Here is a 19,664-nt window from a genome sequence, read left to right on the forward strand (position 1 = left end):
ACAACGGAGGCCGCTTTTTTATGTCTGAAGAGCCAAAGCATATTTCCACCGGCGAAAGCCAGATCTCCATCAACAAAACGTGGGTGGCGATTGTCGTCGTGGGCGTGTGTTTGTTCGTGGGTGGGGTCGGCTGGATGTATCAAGTCACGGCCACCGCACGACCGGCCACGGTTCACACAGGTGGTTATTAGTCAATGAAGGACGTGCACACGAAACAACGCCTTCCACAAACCCGAACGGCGAAGATTAATCCAAAGGTCGCGACATGGATTGGCCTCTGCGTTGCAGTGATGGCGGTCGTGATGTTTTCGTTGATGATTGTGCAATTTGGCTATCAGACAGGGTGGTGGACATGAACTGGTATTGCGACGTGGCCCACTCCCATCCGGTGCACAAAGACTATCACGACACAGAATACGGCTTTCCCGGGAAGGGAGAGCAGGCTCTGTTCGAGCTGCTGGCCCTTGAAATCTTTCAAGCTGGTTTGTCGTGGGAGCTGGTCTTAAAGAAACGCGCCGGTACGGTGAAGGCGTTCGATCAGTTCGATGTGGACACGGTCGCGGCTTATGGCGACAAAGACGTGGCCCGCTTGCTTGACAATCCCGAAATCATCCGCAACAAGCTCAAGGTCAATTCCATCATCCACAACGCAGGCGTTTTGGTGGGCCTGCGCGAAAGCCATGGCGGCTTTGTAAAGTGGCTAGATGATCACCACCCGCAAGAGCTCGGCGCTTGGGTCAAGCTGTTCAAAAAGACCTTCAAATTCACCGGACCCGAGGTGGTTAACGAGTTTTTGATGAGCACAGGCTATCTTGCGGGGGCGCACAGTGATGACTGCCCCGTGCAAAAGAAGGTTCTGAAATCCAATCCGCCTTGGTTGAAGGCAAAATAGGGGAAGCCCCATGAAATCGTTGATGGCAATGGCCGTTCTCGCCGCCTTGGTCGCAGCGCCTGCCTGTGCAGTCGATAAAGCCAAAGCCCAAGTGTCTGGTAAAGACTGCAAACGCCTGCTCAAAAACGCCCAAGTTGGAGCAGCGTATCAAGCGGGCGTGGATGTGCGCGGCAAGACGGTTAAAGGTGCCAACTTGGACGGTGATAGCCCCATTCAACTGCCCAAAACCATCGCGTTTGATTTCGATCTCAGCTTGGCGGGCAAATACGGCATTGCGGACGATAAAAACTACGACCCAAGCCTGTCAGTAGGCAAAGTGAAGTATGACCTGGGATCGGGCCAATTGACGTTCAACGGCAAACCGTTGAGCAAATCCGGACAAGCTGCTGTGTCGAAGGCTTGCGCCAAAGCTGCGCGCTAACAAGTCACGATTAAGCCTTATTTTCCGTTTATTTCCGGTTGTTGCACGCACCCGCGTGTTCGCCTACAGTCGCACAACTTTTGTGTTTAAAGGATTCGCCCCAACTCATGTTTTCCGCATTTGAATGGATGATGGCCATGCGTTACCTCCGTGCCCGGCGGCAGGAAGGTTTTGTGTCTGTGATCGCGTGGTTTTCGCTGTTGGGCATCGCCATTGGCGTGGCGACCTTAATCATCGTTATGAGCGTCATGAACGGCTTTCGGGCAGAGCTCATGGACCGTATTTTGGGCCTCAACGGTCACGTCAATGTCTACGCCGACGTTGGACCGATGACGGCCTATGATGAAAAAGCTGCGATCGCTTTGGAAGTTCCAGGCGTGCTCAGCGCGACCCCCTTGATCGAAGGCCAGGTGATGGCGACCTACAACGGTCAAGCCCGCGGTCTGGTCATGCGGGGCATTAAGTCCACCGATATGCTGAAGCGCAAAATGATCGCAGACAATATCATTATGGGCGATCTGGAGGCCTTTGGCCCGGACGACAGCATCGTTATCGGCACCGTCATGGCGCGCCGTTTGGGTGTTGGGGTGGGGGACAAAGTCACCATCATCTCACCCAAAGGCCGTGCAACCGCGTTCGGCACGGTGCCGCGCATGCGGGCGTTCAACATCGTCGCGACGTTTTCTGTTGGGATGCATGAATATGACAGCGGCTTTGCCTTCATTCCCCTTCGTGCCGCACAGATTTATTTCCAGATGCCGGACAAAGTGCACAACCTGGAAGTCTTCGTCGAAAACCCCGATAAGACCCGCGAAATCGGCTGGGCGATTAAACAGCAATTCAATGGCGGCGTGCGGGTATTCGATTGGCAAAAAAGCAACTCCAGCTTCTTCAATGCCATTCAGGTGGAACGTAATGTGATGTTCTTGATCTTAACGCTGATCATCTTGGTCGCGGCGTTCAACATCATTTCTAGCCTCATCATGTTGGTGAAGGACAAGGGTCGCGACATTGCCATTTTACGCACCATGGGCGCCACACGCGGCATGATTATGCGGGTGTTTTTCCTGGCCGGGGCAAGCATCGGTGTGATCGGCACGTTCTCGGGCTTCTTGCTGGGGCTTTGGTTCTCCATGAACATCGAAACCATTCGCCAATGGATCCAGTCCTTGACGGGGACCGAGCTGTTTTCCGCCGAAATCTATTTCTTGAGCCAGCTGCCGTCCAAGGTCGATCCCATGGAGGTCGTCACGACGGTCTTGATGGGGTTGGGCTTGTCGTTGTTGGCGACCATCTATCCGGCGTGGCGCGCCGCGCGCATGGACCCGGCGGAGGCGCTTCGTTATGAATAGCCAAACCCCTGTCCTTGAGCTCAAAGGTATTGAGCGCCATTTCGGAACTGGCGAAACGCGTTTGAGCGTTTTAAAAGGTGCGGACCTCTCCATCAAAGCCGGAGAGATTGTCGCCCTTGTCGGACCCAGCGGGGCGGGTAAGTCGACTTTGCTGCACATCGCGGGTTTGTTGGAAAAACCCGACGACGGTGAGATCGTGATTTGTGGTGAGGCGTGTTCCAAACTGGGCGACGACCGCCGCACCCAAATTCGTCGCAAACACTTAGGGTTCGTTTATCAATACCATCACCTGCTGCCAGAGTTTTCAGCACATGAAAACATTGCCATTCCGCAAATCATCGCCGGACTGGGCAAGACCGTGGCAGGCGAACGTGCGGCGCAACTTCTGGACATGCTGGGGCTCAAAGACCGCGCCACACACCGCCCGGCGAAGCTGTCTGGCGGCGAACAACAGCGCGTCGCCATCGGCCGGGCTTTGGCCAACGCACCAGACCTTTTGCTGGCTGATGAGCCCACCGGGAACCTGGACCCGGAAACGGCGGAAGACGTGTTCAATATGTTGCTGAGCTTAACCCGCAAAGCAGGCCTCACAGCGCTGATCGCGACCCATAACCCAGAACTTGCCAAACGTATGGACCGCATCGTGCGCATGCAAGACGGTCATTTGATTGACGTGTAGATCGAAATCCTAGGATCGTTCTAATTTCCCCTTGATCAATAAGCAAAAAAGTTCCAATCTTTCAATCTATTGAGCAATTTTATTCATACGCCAAACATGGGGAAGGTTAGACGTTATGACAGAAGCCGATCAAGAGCAGCAGCCGACACGCTTAGCCAATATGCCGGTCTCGTTTTTTGCCGTTGTCATGGGCCTTTCGGGCTTGACCATGGCCTGGGATATGGCCGAACGTGCCACGATCATGCCGTTTAATGCGAGCCCGTATCACGCCTTGATCACGGCGGCGGTCTTTATGGTTTTGCTGGGCTTTTATGTTGCGAAGTACTTTTTGCACCGCGGCCATGTGAAGGCGGAGCTCAACCATCCAGTTCACCTCACCTTTTTTCCGACCATCACCATCAGCTTGTTGTTGGTGTCGGTGTTGGCGTTTGAATTTGATCCGCAGATGTCGAAGTACATCTGGCTGGTGGGTGCCGCGACGCACTTGTTCATGACCTACTATGTCCTGTCGGCGTGGATGAGCCGGGGGCATTATGAAATTCAACACTTAAATCCGGCTTGGTTCATTCCGGTGGTGGGCAACATCATTGCCCCCATTGGCGGGATGCAGCACGGACTGGTCGATGTGTCGTGGTTCTTTTATTCCATCGGCATCGTGTTTTGGTTGATTTTGATGGTGATCGTGTTTTATCGCATCATCTTCCACAATCCCATTGGCGAGCGTCTGGTTCCGACCTTCTTCATTTTGATTGCCCCGCCTGCGGTTGGCTTTATTTCTTACGTTTCACTGACGGGAGAGGTGGATGCCTTTGCGACCGTCTTGTTCAACACAGCGTTGTTCCTGACGTTGATGCAAGCCTCTCAGTTCGTGCGCTTTATGAAGCTGCAATTCTTTTTGTCCTGGTGGGCTTATTCGTTCCCCTTAGCAGCCATGACGGTTGCTTGTTTCTTGATGGCGGAACAGACCGGTAAAGATTGGTACTTTGTTTCCGCCATGGGCTTGTTTGTGGTGCTGAATATGGTTTTGGCGTATCTCACAGTGCGCACCATCGAAGCGATGTTCAACAACCGCATTTGCATCACAGAGGTTCCTCAAGGCAAATAATGAGGGATTGATCTTCGCGCCTGCGAAATACTAAGCTTAAGCAGCGCCAGCCCCACGGTTGGCGCTGCTTTTTTCTGTAGAGGACACCTTATGACTTCGCCCGACCACAGCTTCTTTCCATCCGAGCGCGATGCCCTGTATCGCACCATCTACAATCGACGGGATGTGCGCGGCCAGTTTTTGCCGGACCCGATCGACCCGGACGTCTTAAGCCGCGTCTTAATGGCTGCCCACCACGCGCCCAGCGTCGGCTTTATGCAGCCCTGGAGCTTCATCATCGTGCGCTCTACCGACGTCAAACGCCAAGTCCACAGCCTGTTCAAACAGGCCGACGAAGAAGCGGCCCAAATGTTCGAAGGTGAGCGGCGCGAAACCTATAAGAACTTAAAGCTTGAGGGCATCTTGGATGCGCCCATTAACATCTGCGTGACGTGCGACAAGGACCGGGCCGGGCCGGTAGTCTTGGGGCGCACACACATGCCGGAAATGGATCTCTATTCCACCGTTTGTGCCGTGCAGAACCTGTGGTTGGCGGCACGTGCCGAGGGTCTGGGCATGGGCTGGGTCAGCATCTTGGACCCCAACAAGCTCAAAGACGTTTTAGACATTCCCGAACGCGTGCAGACGGTGGCGTATTTGTGCTTAGGACATGTGTCACATTTTAATGATGAGCCCGAGCTGCAAAAGAAAGGCTGGCGCAAACGCCTAGATTTGGCTGAGTTGACCGTTTTTGACGGCTTTGACAAATCCGCCGCGCCGGGAGATGATTTTGCCCAAAGCCTGTTGGCGCATATGAAAACGCAACAACAGGCCCTAAAGGGAGAGCGTTAAGAGGGAGGGACACATGAAATTGGTTTTTGCCGGAACTGTGTTGGCTGTGCTGGGGTGTGTATCTCTGGCGAATGGAGCGGATTACAAAGTCTCTGTTCTTCAACCGGATAAAGTATTTCAAGGCACCACCTTGATGACGGACAATTCCAATCCCAGACAATCCAAAGTCGTTGAAGTGGACTTCGAAGGCAATGTCATATGGTCCTACCAGCCGAGCAGCAGCAAGGCGGCTTTAGACGCCTCGATCGTCAATGGCAACAATGTCTTGATTACGGTCAGTGGGCGCGGGATTTACGAGCTGGACCGTTCCGGCAAAATCGTGTGGAAGCACGAAGACCCCGAAGCCTCCCACGACGCCGACCGCCTGCCCAACGGCAATACCCTTTACAATCTTGGTTGGCAAAACAAAGGCGAAGACGTGGTTCGTGAGGTTGACCCGAACGGCACACTTGTTTGGTCTTGGACAGGGGTCGCGGATTATGACCGAGAACCCTTTGCAAACCTTTCGAACGAAGGTTGGATGCACGTGAATTCCGTATCGCGTCTGGCCAACGGCAACACCTTGGTGAGCATGCGCAATTTCAACACGGTTGCAGAAGTTGGTCCCAACGGACGGGTGGTGCGCGATTGGACGTTTAAGGGCAAAGATAAAAAAACCGGTTTGAAGACCAAGGGGCGGATCAAAGGCCGGGCCAATCACGAGCCGGAAATGCTAGCCAACGGCAATATGCTTCTGGCCTTGCGCAAACCGCACCGCTATTTGGAATTCGACACCAAAACCCAAGAAGAAGTTTGGAGCTGGTCGCATCCGGGCGGTGACAAAGAACTTTCAACCAACCGCGAAGCCAACAGGCTCCCCAACGGCAACACCTTGGGCAGTGCCGGCAATAAACTGGTCGAAGTCGCCCCCGATGGCACCATCGTTTGGCAAATCCATGCGCCGCGCGGCGGCAAAAACCACCGAAAATTCCACAAAGCCGTGCGCATTGCCCCGGACGGCACGGCCTACGGCGGCTAAGAGTTTGTCGGGGGCGGGGCCTGCGTCTTGGGCTGCGGGTTAGGTTTGTCTTGAGGCGGTATTGAAGGCGTTTGGCTGGTAACCGGTGCAGGCTGTTGCGCCGTTCCTGGTTTCGTTGAAGAGATATAACCCGTGATGATGTTGATGGTGCGTTCCAGCGCGCTGAAGAAAATCTCAACGCTATAGCCTGAGATGAACGCCAGCGCCCAGGGTGTGAACGCGCCTAAGAAGCTGATGGCGTTCAATGGGGTGGTGTTGAGCATATCCGTTCCGCCATTGGGGGTGGAGGTGTTGAGCAACAGCCACGCCATGCAGGCTCCGGAAATGACACCTAAGATGATGCGTGTGCGAATGGTGTAGAGCTTTGTTTTGGTGAGCGAGACCGTTCGGATTTCCTCGGCCAAGGAGCGCAGGGCCTGTGTCATGGCGCCCAGCAAAGCAAACAGCGGCACAAGCACGTAGTTGGAGATGACCTCCAATGTCAGTTCCGCACGGTTGAACTCAAGACGCCGCTTACCTTCATCGTCCAACGCCACTGCGCCCGCAGTATAGTGGTCACTGTCGTTTGACAGTGTCATGTCCCAAGGCGGAATCAAGGATGCTATTTGTCGGTTCCACCACCACAAACGCACAAACGAAACATCGTCCCAGGATTGATCCCTGGCTAGCTTGCTTTGCAGTTTTAAAACGGTGCGCTCTCTTTCCGGCGATAGATTGAGGGACAACGACGTTGCGCCATCTTTTGTTTCTGTTGAGGAGGGGATGCCGTCTATGTACTCGTCCTCCAATAGGTCCGTCGTATTGATCAAGTAGGTATGCACTTTATAGGCATCGTTGTATGTGCTTGTCCCAATGGCCCATTCGACTTGCAGCAAAAGCAAAAGCAGCAAAGACACAACGGATAGAGCCAGATATCGCTTCAACACACGATCAGCCGGGGAGACATGGTTGGGCAGCCATTTCGCCCAATAGGTTTTTGCACCAGGCTCTGGCTTTGGGGCGGAAAACAAGATGCTTTCAACGGTCACGGGCTTGACCATTTCGGTTAATTCACAAAATGCGGCCCAAAACGTGGTTTGGTCTTGGGTGGATAATTTTTGCCCCACTAAGATTTTGTCGTTGGCATTCACAAGGGTGGTGGTGATGTGAGGGGGAACGGGCATGCCGCGCCGAGAGGCAAAGTCCAACAAGACATAGGCATCACCAACGGATGCATTTAACATTTCATCCTTGGGCGTAGTGGCTGTGCGCGCCGAGGGAGGCTTTGGTTTTTGTTGAGGTTGCTCTGGCCCTGTTTTCGGTGATGTTGAGGAGAGTGGAGCCGGAGGATTTTCTGTCGGCGACACTGGTGGCGAAGCTGGGGCAGGCGGAGCCACGGGGGCTTGGGCCTGAGGTGGCGCTACATCGTTCATGGCTATGTCTCCTCATCTGAGGCTAAGACGCAGAAATGCAACGCTTGTGAGTGCATTTGGGGATAAATAGTGGTGGTCAGAATCGATCCGTTTATGGTTTGATTTAAACCATGTCTCATGCCGATTTTGTTCATCTGCGCGTCCACAGCGCTTATTCCTTGTCCGAAGGTGCTATTCGCGTCAAAGACTTAAGCGGATTGTGCAAAAATTTCGACATGCCCGCCGTCGCGGTGACGGACACCAACAACCTGTTCGGTGCTTTGGAATTTTCCCTAACATCAACAGACAGTGGTGTGCAGCCCATCATTGGCGGTCAAATTTCCATCACCCGTGAAGGCGGCGACAATCCGTCCATGGGCCGCACCGTGTCGAACATCGACCCCGACCAGGTCGTGCTTTTGGTGCAAAATGATGAGGGCTATCGCAACATTCTCAAGATGTTGTCCACGGCCTATATGGAAAGCGACAACGTCGAAGATCCGCAAATCTCGCTGGAGGCTCTGGAAAAGTATTCAGGCGGCTTAATCTTGCTCACAGGCGGCATTTTGGGCCCTGTGGGGCGTGCCTTGGTGGACGGCCAGGTGGACGAAGCCCGCGCCACGCTGGAGCGCCTCAACAAGGCCTATGAAGGCCGTTTGTACATCGAACTTCAACGTCATGGCCTGAAACAAGAACGCCAGATTGAAGACCAGCTGATCGACTGGGCGTATGAGCTGAACATCCCGCTGGTTGCCACCAACGAAGCGTTCTATCCCAACCGCGAAATGTTCCAAGCCCATGATGCGCTGATCTGTATTGCCGAAAGTGCCTACATCAGCCAAGACGAACGCCGTCGCTTGACGCCGGAACACTATTTCAAATCGGCGGACGAAATGAAGGCCTTGTTCGCCGATGTGCCCGAAGCCATCGCCAACACCTTGGTTATTGCCAAACGATGTGCGTACAAAGTCGAACGCGTCAATCCCATCTTGCCGCCGTTCGATTGTGGGGAAGGGCGTGACGAAGAAACCGAATTGCGCAAACAAGCCCACGATGGGCTCGACATGCGCTTAGAAACCCAAGTCTTCACGGACGGCATGAGCGACGAAGAAAAAGCCGCAACCGCCAAGCCCTATAAAGAACGCCTGGAGTTCGAGCTCGGCGTGATCATTCAAATGGGCTTTCCGGGGTACTTCCTGATCGTTGCGGACTTTATTCAATGGGCCAAGGACCACGACATTCCCGTCGGTCCGGGCCGTGGTTCGGGTGCGGGTTCGGTCGTGGCGTGGGTGCTGACCATTACGGACTTGGACCCGCTGCGCTTCGGCTTGCTGTTCGAACGGTTCTTGAACCCCGAACGTGTGTCCATGCCTGACTTCGACATCGATTTTTGCCAAGACCGTCGCGACGAAGTCATCAAGTACGTCCAAGACAAATACGGTCGCGATCACGTCGCCCAGATCATCACGTTCGGTAAGCTGCAAGCCCGCGCGGTGTTGCGCGACGTCGGTCGCGTGTTGGAAATGCCTTACGGTCAGGTGGACCGCATTTGCAAAATGGTGCCCAACGATCCCGGCAAAGCCATGACGGTGCCCGAAGCCGTCGAGGCCGAGCCCGAACTGCGCCGAATGATCAAAGAGGAGCACGAAGTCGCGCAGCTGATCGACATCGCCAAGCCGTTGGAAGGCCTCTACCGTCACGCATCCACCCACGCGGCGGGCGTGGTGATCGGTGACCGTCCGTTGGACAAGCTGGTGCCGCTGTACCGCGACCCGCGCTCCGACATGCCGGTGACGGGCTTCAACATGAAGTTCGTGGAACAAGCGGGGCTGGTGAAGTTTGACTTTTTGGGCCTGAAGACTTTGACGGTGCTGTCCACGGCAGTGAAGTTTGCATCCGAAGGCGGTCACGCGGTTGACCTAACCACGGTGTCGTTGGAAGACCAGGCGTCTTTTGATTTGTTGGCGCGCGCCGAAACCCAAGGCGTGTTCCAGTTGGAATCAGCCGGCATGAAAGACCAGCTGCGCCAGATGAAGCCGACGACGTTCGAAGACATCATCGCTATTGTGGCGTTGTACCGTCCGGGTCCTATGGAAAATATCCCCAGCTACATTCGGCGTAAGCACGGTGATGAAAAGCCGGATTATCTCTACCCGACGTTGGAGCCTATTCTCAAAGAAACCTTCGGCATCATGATCTACCAAGAACAGGTCATGCAGATCGCGCAGGAGCTGTCGGGCTATACCCTCGGCGGTGCTGATTTGCTGCGTCGCGCCATGGGTAAAAAGATCCAGGCGGAAATGGACGCCCAGCGCAAGCTGTTTGTCGAAGGTGCGGAAAGCCGTGGTGTGCCCGGCCAAAAAGCCGATGAAATCTTCGATCAAGTGAACAAATTCGCAGGCTACGGTTTCAACAAATCCCACGCGGCGGCTTATGCTTTGGTGGCGTACCACACGGCGTATATGAAGGCCAACTTCCCGTTTGAATTCATGGCCGCTTCCATGACCTTGGATTTGGGTAATACCGATAAGTTGAACGCCTATCGTCAAGAGCTGGACCGCATGGGCATCAAGCTTTTGTCGCCCGACATCAATGCGTCGGAAACGTATTTTAAAGTCGAACGGGATGTGGACAAAAAACCGACGGCCATTCGCTATGCTTTGGCGGCGTTGAAAAACGTCGGTGAAGCGGCCATGGAAAGCATCATTGACGAGCGCACCCAAAACGGCCCGTTCAAAGACTTGGAAGATTTTGCAGGCCGCTTGGACACGCATCAAGTCAACAAACGCCAAATGGAAAACATGGTGCGATCGGGAACGTTCGATTCCCTCAATCCGAACCGCAAACAACTGTATCATGGCATTGAAGCCATCATGGGTGAAGCCTCCGCCCAACAGTCGGAACGCGAAAGCAATCAGATCGGCTTGTTCGGTGGCGAAGACCAGCCCAAGCAAACCATCCGCGTGCCCGACGTGGCCGACTGGCCCCCCATGGAACGCCTGCGCGAAGAATTCGACGCCATCGGCTTTTATCTGTCTGCCCACCCGTTGGACAGCTATGGCAAAAGCTTGCAGCGCCTGGAAGTTGTGCCCTACGGCGACGTGTTGGAGAAGGGCGCCGCTGGGAATTACACCTTGGCAGGAACCGTGGTCAGTAAAAAAGAACGCATATCGCAAAAGGGCAACCGTTATGCCTTTGTGACGTTCTCCGATGCATCCGGGTCCTACGAAGCCACGCTGTTTTCTGAAACCCTGTCGGCAGCGGCGGAGCTTTTGGAAGCAGGGACGGCGGTCTTGATTAAGTGCACCGCGCAGTTTGAAGGTGAAACAGCCAAGCTTACGGCGCAGTCCATTCGCTCGCTCGATCAAATGGCGTCTCAAACCTCGGCCGGCTTGGAGGTGACCTTGAATAGCGACAAACCTCTTGAGGCCCTGAAAGAAGCTTTGGGTGCGGCGAAGTACGGTCGTGGACAGGTGCGCGTCGTCGTGCGCACGCCAGAACGCGAAACCAAAATCGATCTGAAGAAAAACCCGGTGTCCGTCACCCCGGAATTGCTACACAGCATTTATTCCATCGCCGGGCTGGTCGAAGTTCAGGAAATCTAAACAGGGACAGCAAGTGCCTGGGTTAAGAAATGGCGTTGTCGTCTTCGACTTCGTCTTGGTGCTGTCTTGCGGCAATCTGGGCGGCTTCGGGGGCTTGTTCGGGGTCTTGTTCAGGGCTGGGGATTGTCATTTGTGCCAAGGGGAATGTGATGGACACGCGCGTGCCTTTGCCTTTGATGGAAGAGATGCTGAGCGAACCACGGCATTCTTCGGCAAAACTTTTGGCCAGATATAGCCCCAATCCCGTGCCGTCATAGCGGCGTTCCAAACGTGTGTCGACTTGTTCGAATGGGCGCAGAGCTTTTTGGATGTCCTGATTGCTCATGCCGATGCCCGTGTCTTTGACAATCACACGGACGCGTCCAATTTCCAAAGTGCTTTCAACGGTTATCTTGCCATTTTCTGGGGTGAATTTCACCGCGTTCGACAAGATGTTCAACAACAGCTGCAAAGCTTTGCGGGGGTCGGCCATAATGGGTGGGAAGGGCGTGTCGTAGTTCATGCTCAACCGAACACCAGCCGTTTGTGCCTGACCAGACGTAAAGCGATAGGCTTTTTCCAACAACGCATTGATGTCGGTTTTTTGCAAATCGACGGACGATTTACCCGCTTCGATTTTAGACACGTCCAAGACATCGTTAATGACGCTGAGCAAGTGTTGCCCGCTTTCATGAATGTCGCCCAGGTAGGACAGATAATTGGGATTGTCGACGGGACCCAAAACTTGATTGGACATTAAATCTGAAAACCCAATAATCGCGTTCAAGGGAGTGCGCAACTCGTGGGACATGTTGGCGAGGAACGCACTTTTGGCGCGGTTGGCCAGCTCGGCTTGTTCTTTGGCTTGACGCAGTTCGGTCTCAACTTTTTTGCGCTCGGTGATGTCGAGGATCGAGCCTTCCATTGAGATCAAGTTACCGATACCGTCACCGTTGACGCGCCCAATTTCTTCAATGGTGCGAATGGCGCCGTCAGGGTGCATGACCCGATATTCAATGGTGTAGTTTTCGTTGTTGTCCATGCAGTATTGAATGGACTTTTCAACGGTGGGCAGGTCTTCGGGATGAACGGAGTCATAAAACGCGTTGAACGACGGAGCGAGGGAGCCGGGTTCCAGGCCGAGTATGCGGTAGTATTCGTCCGACCATAAGGATACGCCTGTTTTGAAATTGTGCGACCAACTGCCCAGGTGAGCGATCTGTTGAGCCGCTTTCAAGTTGCGTTCGGAACGCTGCACCGCGCGGGTGCGTTCTGCGACGCGTTCTTCCAGGGCATCGTTGGCGTCTTTGAGCGCCATCTCCGCCACCTTCAGGCTGGTGATGTCCATACCGTAGCCGTTGGCGTATTCCCCATCCGGGGCGGGGCTGAAGGTGATGGTGAAGATGGTTTCCCCCACCACCGCATACATGAAGCGTTCGTCTTTGAGACGGATCACATCCCCCACCACACGCACAACATCGGACGGCACGGTTTCTTTCACGATGATGCCCCAGTCCTTCAGCAATTCGCTGCTGGCCGGGTTGGCGTTGAGCAATATCCCGTCCTTGGAGATGCGTATAACCGGATTGGGGTTTTGTTGTGGATAGAGGGCAAGCTGCTCAATGTTGCGCTCATGCATGCGCCGTTCCGTGATGTCGGCGAACAGACGGATATCGTCTTCGATGTCTTCGGGTTGCACCACCTCAAAAATGCGCTGTTCGCCGAGTTGATCTGTGACGATCAGATCGCTTCCCGGCTGGGCCGATAAAAATTCATCCAGACCGCAGTCATCAATGAAGCGTTTCATGGCGAGGGTTTTTGCTTGTGGACGGTCTTGGCCCAAGTGCAGCACGCCGATGTCCAAAGCGTCGGTAATGCTGATCAACGTGTGCAGACGTTCGAGCTCCGACTGCGCGGCGGCGCGTTCTTTTATGGCATCCAACTTGTGACGTGTCTCCACATCCAAAGCTTCGCGCTTGGACAGGATTTCTTCGGTCAAGTGATTGAATTGCAATTCCATGTTGCGCAGCTCATCACCCTGGTAAAGCGCTACGGGGGCAGAGCTGCCGTACAAGCGTTCGGAAAAATGAGCAACCCTGGCCGTTAAGTCCCCAATGCGGCGCATCAAAAAGGCCAATGAGCCCATCAACAATGTGATCAGAACCAGGGCCAAAATGGTGCGTTGCTTGCGGTCCTGATTGAGCAGCGGTTCCATCAATTCATGCACCCGCGCTCGGGGGATGAGGCTGAGAAAATTGGCTTGGATCTCGCTCGACCCATAATCGAAGAAGGCTTTGCCGGTGGTGATGAAGCCGGTGGACAGGTCCGACAAACGGGTGCCGACAGGCAGCAAGGCTTCGTTGGAACTAGCGAGAATGCGATCCGTTGTTTGCGCACCCAAAACAACGATGTTGTCCGAGCCCAAAAACGTGCGTTGCGAAGAAATCAAAAATTGGGAATTGATGTTGGAAACGCCTATGACATAAGCGATCAGCTGATTGTCGTCATCATATATGATGGCTGATGAAATGATATGCGGCTTGCCTTCATACTCGGTGATCAGCGCTTGACGCAGGCTTTTTTCGATGGTCAGACGTTGCGGCATGGCGTAAAGCTCGGGCAACGGATCACTGTGGGGGCTGAAGTGTTTGCGCACACGCAGTTGTGGGTCAATCAACAGCAAATGGTCGGGCGGTTGTTGGTTGCGCAACACGGCCCGGTCCGGCAGCCATGTCGGGGCATTGTCCGTGGGGAAGGGGACGGAGATGTCACCACTGTCCCAATTGCCGTCCTGTGCCCGCAACACGTCAACAGCGTGTTGCGTTTTGCCTTGGCCTGCGATCAAGTGAACGGATTGAAACTGTTGACGCAGGGCGTCGTTGAACCGCATGCGGTCACGCTGCGCCTTGTCGTGCAGGCGTGCGGTGAATTCGGCTTCATAAATATGTGTGAGTGTCGCGGTTTGGTAGCGATCCATGACGTACCACAAGACCACCGCTGTGGTGAATGCCACCAGCAGCAGGCGAAACGTCAGTGTGGTTTTTTTGAATGCCTCGATCACACCCCATTAAACCCGGCTTAGTCCGGGGCTCCTATCAACTCGTTTTCCTCAAACTTCCAATTGTTCTTGCGCAAGGCCGATGCCGGAACGATGGCGAACTCTTGCGAAATCTTTGATGCATTTTCAATCAAGTGATCCACAAGCTCGTCCGCCAAGCGCGAATGGGCCGGCGTCTCTTTGGCCCATGTCGTGACATTAAAAACGCGATACAGCGGGTACTTTCCTTGCGCCAAAGCTGCACGGTCCGCAGGCGAATGTCCGTCAACGTTCAAAACTTTGACGTTTGTGTTTTCCAACTGAGCTTGGCGCCCGATATGCCACAAGGTTTCATATCCCAACGAGCCCGGCGTCACAGAAACCTGTTTGACCATATCTTTGATGGCTGAAACTTCGGTGATGTTCCAGCCGAATTCCTGTTCATTGTCCAAGATCAAACGCCAATGGCCTGGACGCGCCTTGCAATGCAAGCGGGCGAAAGCGCGCACTTGTGTGTCGGGGCCGGGTTTAAAGCCGCTCATGGGCAGTTCCGACCAGTCACGTATGTCGTTGGCGAATAAACTTCTGGCTTGCTCGGCGGACACGTTCGTGTGCGCGTTGTCGGCATGCGTCAGCAAGGCCAAAGCACCAATGCCGATGGTGTGGTATGTCAGTCCAGGCAATCGGTCCGTGAGCCCCGGTGGGCAGCAAAAGCCCCCAATATCGGCGGCTTTGTCAGACAATAGACCGGCAGAAACGCCGCAGGTTCCGTTTTGCACAGCGACTTTAATACCGCGCGATTTCGCAAACGCTTGGATCATCGGGCCCAACGACGGGTAGAGCTGTTGATCCAAAGCAATGGCCAAATTGACCTTTTGGTCCGTGTTGATCTTATGGGTAACGCCTTGGGATTCCCATTCCGCGCCCATGGGGATGATTTCGGTTGGCGGCGAAAATGCGCGCCCACCCAAGAGGTGATCATGGTTTGCTTTTGCATTCGTTAGGCACACAAGCGTCAAGCTTAGAGTTGTGAGCAACGCATAGGTATAGCGTAAGCCGAATTTGGTGATCATCGCCCCCTCAAATCTTTATTGTCTGTCTTTGCGATCCCGAACCTTCAACATACTCGCCTTTATCGTATGAATACAATGGCAACTTACTAACCAGCGGCGACGGTCATTTTTGTGTAACAATTATAAGGTGCAACGCGTTCGTGAGCCCCGACGGTATACAAATCGGCGTTTGTGAACTTTTAAAAGTAGGCATTGCGAAAACGGAAAAGGTCCTTTAATCAAGGCCCCAAGTGCACAACAGTGCAGAAAACAAAACGGAATTGATGACATGAGCGCGCAGATATTTATTGACGGTGAAGCTGGCACGACGGGCCTGCAAATCCGTAACCGTTTGAAAGACCGGACCGATATCGAAATCGTCAGCCTGACGGAAGAAACCCGTAAGGATGCCAGCGCGCGCCGTGACATGCTCAACAGCGTCGATTTGGCAATCTTGTGCCTGCCCGATGACGCCGCGCGTGAAGCCGTCTCCATGATCGAAAACGACCATGTGAAGGTTATCGACGCGTCGACCGCTTATCGCGTGGACGAAGATTGGGCCTATGGATTTGCGGAACTCAATGGCGATCAAACTTCTGTGATTGCCAATGCAAAACGGGTGAGCAACCCGGGTTGTTATGCGGTCTCAAGCATCTCCATGCTCAATCCATTGGTTTCAAGCGGCCTGTTGCCCGCTGATCATGCGGTGACGATCAATGCCATCTCTGGCTACAGCGGCGGCGGTAAACAACTGATTGCTAACTTCGAGGATACATCCTCCGACGGCTATACCGAATCAGCGTTTTTTGCTTACGGTCTGACCTTGAAGCACAAGCACGTGCCGGAAATTCAAAAGCACGGTGGGTTGAGTAACCCTCCGCTGTTCGTGCCGTCTGTGGGCCGCTTTGCCCAGGGTATGCTGGTTCAGTTGCCGTTGCAGCTTTGGGACCTGCCGACGAAACCGAGCGCAAAAGACGTGCACGGCGTGTTAGCGGACCACTATGCTGGGCGCCCATTCGTGAAAGTTGCCGACTTAGGCGATACGGCCGCCATGGCCCGGATTGATCCTCAAGACGCCAACGCCACCAATGATCTGCGCTTGTTCGTATTCGCGAATGAAGACGACGGTCAGGCCGTGGTGATGGCGCAGCTGGATAACCTGGGCAAGGGGGCGTCGGGCTCGTGCGTGCAGAATTTGAACATTATGTTCGGTTTTGACGAAGGGGCGGGGCTTTAAGCTTTTGGGGCTTGGGCTTCGACGCAAACGCCACTGCAGCATTCATCGGTGAGATACGCCACAACCGCTTCCATGGTGTCGAAATTGGCCGTGCACTGAACCGCACGCCCGTTTTTGGTTTGGTTGACCAAGTTGGCGTGGACCAAGGTTTGGATGTGATGCGCCAAGGTTGACGGCGCGGTGCCCAGATGATCTTGGATTTGACCAATGTTCAGACCTTCTGGCCCGGCGCGCACCAATAAACGAAACACGTGCAGGCGGGTTTCGTTTCCGAGCGCGCCCAAGATATCGGCGGCTATGGCTAGGCTGTGGCTTTCAGTCATGTCATAAGTAACTAGTTTTATGGTGGTTTGAAGTCAAGTTACATTCGTGTCTGCCCTGTGATAGTGTAACGCTACGCTGCCTATAGAGCCTTGAAATATGACGACAATAGAAGACGAATTAAACGCGCTACGTGAAGAAAATGCCTTGCTGAGACAGCAGTTGGGCCGGCGCGACGATGCTCTCTTTCACACCGTGCTAGACACCATACCCGTGCGTGTGTTTTGGAAAGACCTAGAAGGCCGGGTGATCGGGTGCAACCGGCTGTACGCCATTGACGCCGGTTTTGAGCATCCGCGTGAAGTCATTGGGCTTCGGGATCAAGACATGAGCTGGCGCGCGCGGGCGGATCAATACCTTGCGACAAACGAAGAGATCATCACGTCTGGTCAGCCAAAGCTGGGGTATGAGGAGCCGTACCTCAACAAAGACGGTCAAGAGACCTGGCTGCGAAAGTCCAAAAGCCCATTGCGTGACGAACATGGAGACATCATCGGTGTCTTGGGTATTTACGAGGACGTCACCAAGCGCAAACAAGCCGAAAATGCCCTGACAAACGCCAAGGTTCAGGCCGAAAATGCGAATATGGCGAAGTCTCAGTTCCTCTCGTCCATGAGCCACGAACTGCGCACACCTCTGAACGCCATCTTGGGCTTTGCTCAACATTTGGAAGGTGATCCTCATAACCCACTCAATGCCGACCAGCTGGAAAGTGCAGGGCATATCATCACGGGCGGTCGTCATCTGATGGAGCTCATTACCGAAATTTTGGAGCTCGCGAAAATCGAAGCCGGACATTTAAACCTGAAGCCGGAGGCTCTGGACTTGGTAGAGATCCTCTACGAAACCTTACCTTTGGTGCAAGGGGAGGCGGAAAAGAAGTCTGTCGAACTGAAGCTCCCCGCCGTTGGGCGCGATGTGCCGAAGGTGATGGTCGACTTGAAACGCGCAAAACAGGTGCTGCTGAACCTGTTGACCAATGCGGTGAAATACAATGTTGAAGGGGGCTCGGTCACCTTGGACAGCGAACGCGAAGGTGATTTCGTAACGATCACGGTTACAGACACGGGTATTGGTATGTCGCCAGAAGGCCTGCAAACCCTGTTTACGCCGTTTTCGCGCTTGGGTCAGGAAAACACGGACATCGAAGGCACCGGCATCGGCCTGGTCATTACCCAGGACTTAGTGTGTCTAATGGGCGGGGAAATCGGCGTGAAGTCCGAATTGGGCAAAGGCTCGACCTTTTGGGTGAAGCTGCCCGTCGCCCCGCACAAATGAGGCGCATCCATGCCAACCTCTTGATGCTGTGTGCAGCATTGATCTGGGGGGTGACCTTTTCCATTCAACAGCTGGCTATGGAACATATACCACCGAGCTGGTTTACCGGGATCCGGTTTGTGCTGGGGGCTTTGGTGGTTCTGCCGTTGGCGTTGCGAGAACGGCACATCAAAAGCGTTCGAGAAAGCTGGACACTGGACCGTGGTGCTTGGCCTTGGATGGTTGCGACCGGTGGGGCGTTGTTTCTGGGGGCGCTGTTTCAGCAATATGGGATTGAACATACCACGGTCGCCAATGCCGGGTTTTTGACAGCACTTTATGTACCCCTAACGCCGATCATCGCATTTTTCATTCTCCGCCAACACCCACACCCAACCATTTGGGCGGCTGCTTTAGCCTGCTTAGTTGGGGCATACATGATGTCGGGCAGTACATTGGATGCCTTGAATGTGGGGGATGTGTGGGTGGTTCTCGGTGCGCTGTTTTGGGCCATCCACATTTTGTTGGTGGGCTACATCACGCCGCGCACGGGTGCACCGTTCCACGTGGCCTGTGTGCAGTTTTCTGTTGTCGGGGGATTGGGGCTGTTGGTCGGCGCAATGGTAGAAGACATTACTGTGCAAGCCATCGTTAACGCAGCCCCCATGATCGCCTTTTCCGGCCTATTGTCGGTGGGCATGGGCTTCACGTTGCAAGTGGTGGCGCAAAAGCACACCCCGCCGGCAGATGCAGCCGTCATCTTAAGTGCCGAAACCGTGTTCGCCGCTTTAGCTGGAGCCATCATCTTAGGCGAGAGCTTAGGCGTTCTTCAATGGAGCGGCGGGGCGTTGATTTTGTCCGGGGTCTTGGCTGTTGAGCTGTTGCCCTTGGTTTTTAGGCAACCGAGAAGTGGGCCAACCTAAGAGGTGGAGAGTTTCATCTCAACAGGCTTTAAAACGCTCACCCCCAGCACTTGGGCATAGGCAATGGCCTGCTGCTCCGGGGGCTCCGCCATGCGTCGGTGCAGCAGGGGGACGTTTAAAGTTTCATCCGTATGTGTCAGAACCAGGGTCTGCATGCCGTCTTTGGCTTGGCCCATAATGATCCCCGTGTAAGCGGACAGCTTGACCACGGATTGGGAGCGGTAAAATGGTATTTTTTTGGTCAGCTGGACTTCGGACCGGTCTTGGTCGATGCGGGCATAGAGACGGCCGAAAGCGCCGATGTAACCGACCACCATGACCAAAATAGTAATCACCAATAATCCAATGCCATAGGGCAGATAAGCGCGGTCCAGCCAAGCCATGGCTAGTAGAAAGCTGGAAATGAACAAGCCGCCTTTGCCCAAGGCAAACGCCACAAAACTCAGGATCACCTGGGCCCGCACGGTGACGGCCAATGGTTCACGATCAAGATCAAGAGCAAATGGTTCCGCGCGGTTGATGATGGTTTTGAAAACAGCGTCGGTGAAGCTGGACATGGATTAG

Annotated in this window: 17 protein-coding genes; 12 read left to right on the top strand and 5 right to left on the bottom strand. The window is 54.3% G+C overall.

Annotation, left to right across the window (positions count from 1 at the left end):
- Positions 1-20: 20 nt before the first annotated feature.
- The 8 genes from V5T82_RS06340 to V5T82_RS06375 all read left to right on the top strand — a co-directional run bounded on the left by V5T82_RS06340 (position 21) and on the right by V5T82_RS06375 (position 6,298).
- A complete protein-coding gene (locus V5T82_RS06340) occupies positions 21-191 on the top strand; it encodes a hypothetical protein (RefSeq protein WP_332894767.1) in 171 nt (56 codons plus the stop codon).
- A gap of 161 nt (positions 192-352) precedes the next feature.
- A complete protein-coding gene (locus V5T82_RS06345; protein ID WP_332894768.1) occupies positions 353-892 on the top strand; it encodes a DNA-3-methyladenine glycosylase I in 540 nt (179 codons plus the stop codon).
- Positions 893-902: 10 nt separating this feature from the next.
- The gene (locus tag V5T82_RS06350) at positions 903-1,313 is read left to right on the top strand and encodes a hypothetical protein (RefSeq protein WP_332894769.1); all 411 of its coding nucleotides are present in this window, start codon (positions 903-905) and stop codon (positions 1,311-1,313) included.
- A gap of 107 nt (positions 1,314-1,420) precedes the next feature.
- Positions 1,421-2,665: a lipoprotein-releasing ABC transporter permease subunit gene (locus tag V5T82_RS06355; protein WP_332894770.1), complete on the top strand. Its 1,245-nt coding sequence runs from the start codon at positions 1,421-1,423 to the stop codon at positions 2,663-2,665.
- On the top strand, positions 2,658-3,344 hold the full coding sequence (locus V5T82_RS06360) for an ABC transporter ATP-binding protein (RefSeq protein ID WP_332894771.1): 687 nt from the start codon (positions 2,658-2,660) through the stop codon (positions 3,342-3,344). The genes V5T82_RS06355 and V5T82_RS06360 overlap by 8 nt, the downstream gene beginning before the upstream one ends.
- A 115-nt stretch (positions 3,345-3,459) precedes the next feature.
- Positions 3,460-4,449 carry an SLAC1 anion channel family protein gene (locus V5T82_RS06365; RefSeq protein WP_332894772.1) on the top strand — a complete coding sequence of 330 codons (990 nt, stop codon included), beginning with the start codon at positions 3,460-3,462 and terminating at the stop codon, positions 4,447-4,449.
- A 90-nt stretch (positions 4,450-4,539) separates the two neighbouring features.
- The gene (gene bluB / locus V5T82_RS06370) at positions 4,540-5,280 is read left to right on the top strand and encodes a 5,6-dimethylbenzimidazole synthase (RefSeq protein WP_332894773.1); all 741 of its coding nucleotides are present in this window, start codon (positions 4,540-4,542) and stop codon (positions 5,278-5,280) included.
- Positions 5,281-5,293: 13 nt separating this feature from the next.
- Positions 5,294-6,298 carry an aryl-sulfate sulfotransferase gene (locus V5T82_RS06375; RefSeq protein WP_332894774.1) on the top strand — a complete coding sequence of 335 codons (1,005 nt, stop codon included), beginning with the start codon at positions 5,294-5,296 and terminating at the stop codon, positions 6,296-6,298.
- Here the strand turns inward: V5T82_RS06375 and V5T82_RS06380 are convergent.
- Positions 6,295-7,521, bottom strand: a complete 1,227-nt coding sequence (locus tag V5T82_RS06380) for a hypothetical protein (protein WP_332894775.1) — start codon at positions 7,519-7,521, stop codon at positions 6,295-6,297. The genes V5T82_RS06375 and V5T82_RS06380 overlap by 4 nt on opposite strands.
- A 299-nt stretch (positions 7,522-7,820) precedes the next feature.
- Here V5T82_RS06380 and dnaE point away from each other — a divergent pair, with 299 nt between their 5' ends.
- Positions 7,821-11,294 (top strand): DNA polymerase III subunit alpha, encoded by a 3,474-nt coding sequence (dnaE, locus tag V5T82_RS06385; protein ID WP_332894776.1) that lies wholly within the window; start codon positions 7,821-7,823, stop codon positions 11,292-11,294.
- A gap of 22 nt (positions 11,295-11,316) precedes the next feature.
- On the opposite strand, the gene V5T82_RS06390 is transcribed toward dnaE, so the two are convergent.
- Together V5T82_RS06390 and V5T82_RS06395 are read right to left on the bottom strand one after the other, a co-directional pair.
- Complete coding sequence (locus V5T82_RS06390) at positions 11,317-14,334, bottom strand: ATP-binding protein (protein ID WP_332894777.1); 3,018 nt, start codon at positions 14,332-14,334, stop codon at positions 11,317-11,319.
- Between the two features lie 17 nt (positions 14,335-14,351).
- Entirely contained in the window at positions 14,352-15,383 is a 1,032-nt protein-coding gene (locus V5T82_RS06395; RefSeq protein WP_332894778.1) for a substrate-binding domain-containing protein, read from the bottom strand.
- A gap of 268 nt (positions 15,384-15,651) precedes the next feature.
- Here V5T82_RS06395 and argC point away from each other — a divergent pair, with 268 nt between their 5' ends.
- Entirely contained in the window at positions 15,652-16,599 is a 948-nt protein-coding gene (gene argC / locus V5T82_RS06400; protein WP_332894779.1) for an N-acetyl-gamma-glutamyl-phosphate reductase, read from the top strand.
- Here argC and V5T82_RS06405 read toward each other — a convergent pair.
- A complete protein-coding gene (locus V5T82_RS06405) occupies positions 16,596-16,922 on the bottom strand; it encodes an ArsR/SmtB family transcription factor (protein WP_332894780.1) in 327 nt (108 codons plus the stop codon). The two genes, argC and V5T82_RS06405, sit on opposite strands and share 4 nt — an antisense overlap.
- Before the next feature lie 97 nt (positions 16,923-17,019).
- Here V5T82_RS06405 and V5T82_RS06410 point away from each other — a divergent pair, with 97 nt between their 5' ends.
- Together V5T82_RS06410 and V5T82_RS06415 are read left to right on the top strand one after the other, a co-directional pair.
- Entirely contained in the window at positions 17,020-18,198 is a 1,179-nt protein-coding gene (locus V5T82_RS06410; protein WP_332894781.1) for a sensor histidine kinase, read from the top strand.
- The gene (locus V5T82_RS06415) at positions 18,165-19,100 is read left to right on the top strand and encodes a DMT family transporter (RefSeq protein ID WP_332894782.1); all 936 of its coding nucleotides are present in this window, start codon (positions 18,165-18,167) and stop codon (positions 19,098-19,100) included. The genes V5T82_RS06410 and V5T82_RS06415 overlap by 34 nt, the downstream gene beginning before the upstream one ends.
- Here the strand turns inward: V5T82_RS06415 and V5T82_RS06420 are convergent.
- The gene (locus V5T82_RS06420) at positions 19,097-19,657 is read right to left on the bottom strand and encodes a DUF502 domain-containing protein (RefSeq protein ID WP_332894783.1); all 561 of its coding nucleotides are present in this window, start codon (positions 19,655-19,657) and stop codon (positions 19,097-19,099) included. The two genes, V5T82_RS06415 and V5T82_RS06420, sit on opposite strands and share 4 nt — an antisense overlap.
- Positions 19,658-19,664 lie beyond the last annotated feature (7 nt).

This window comes from Magnetovibrio sp. PR-2 (genome assembly GCF_036689815.1).
Taxonomy (GTDB): domain Bacteria; phylum Pseudomonadota; class Alphaproteobacteria; order Rhodospirillales; family Magnetovibrionaceae; genus Magnetovibrio.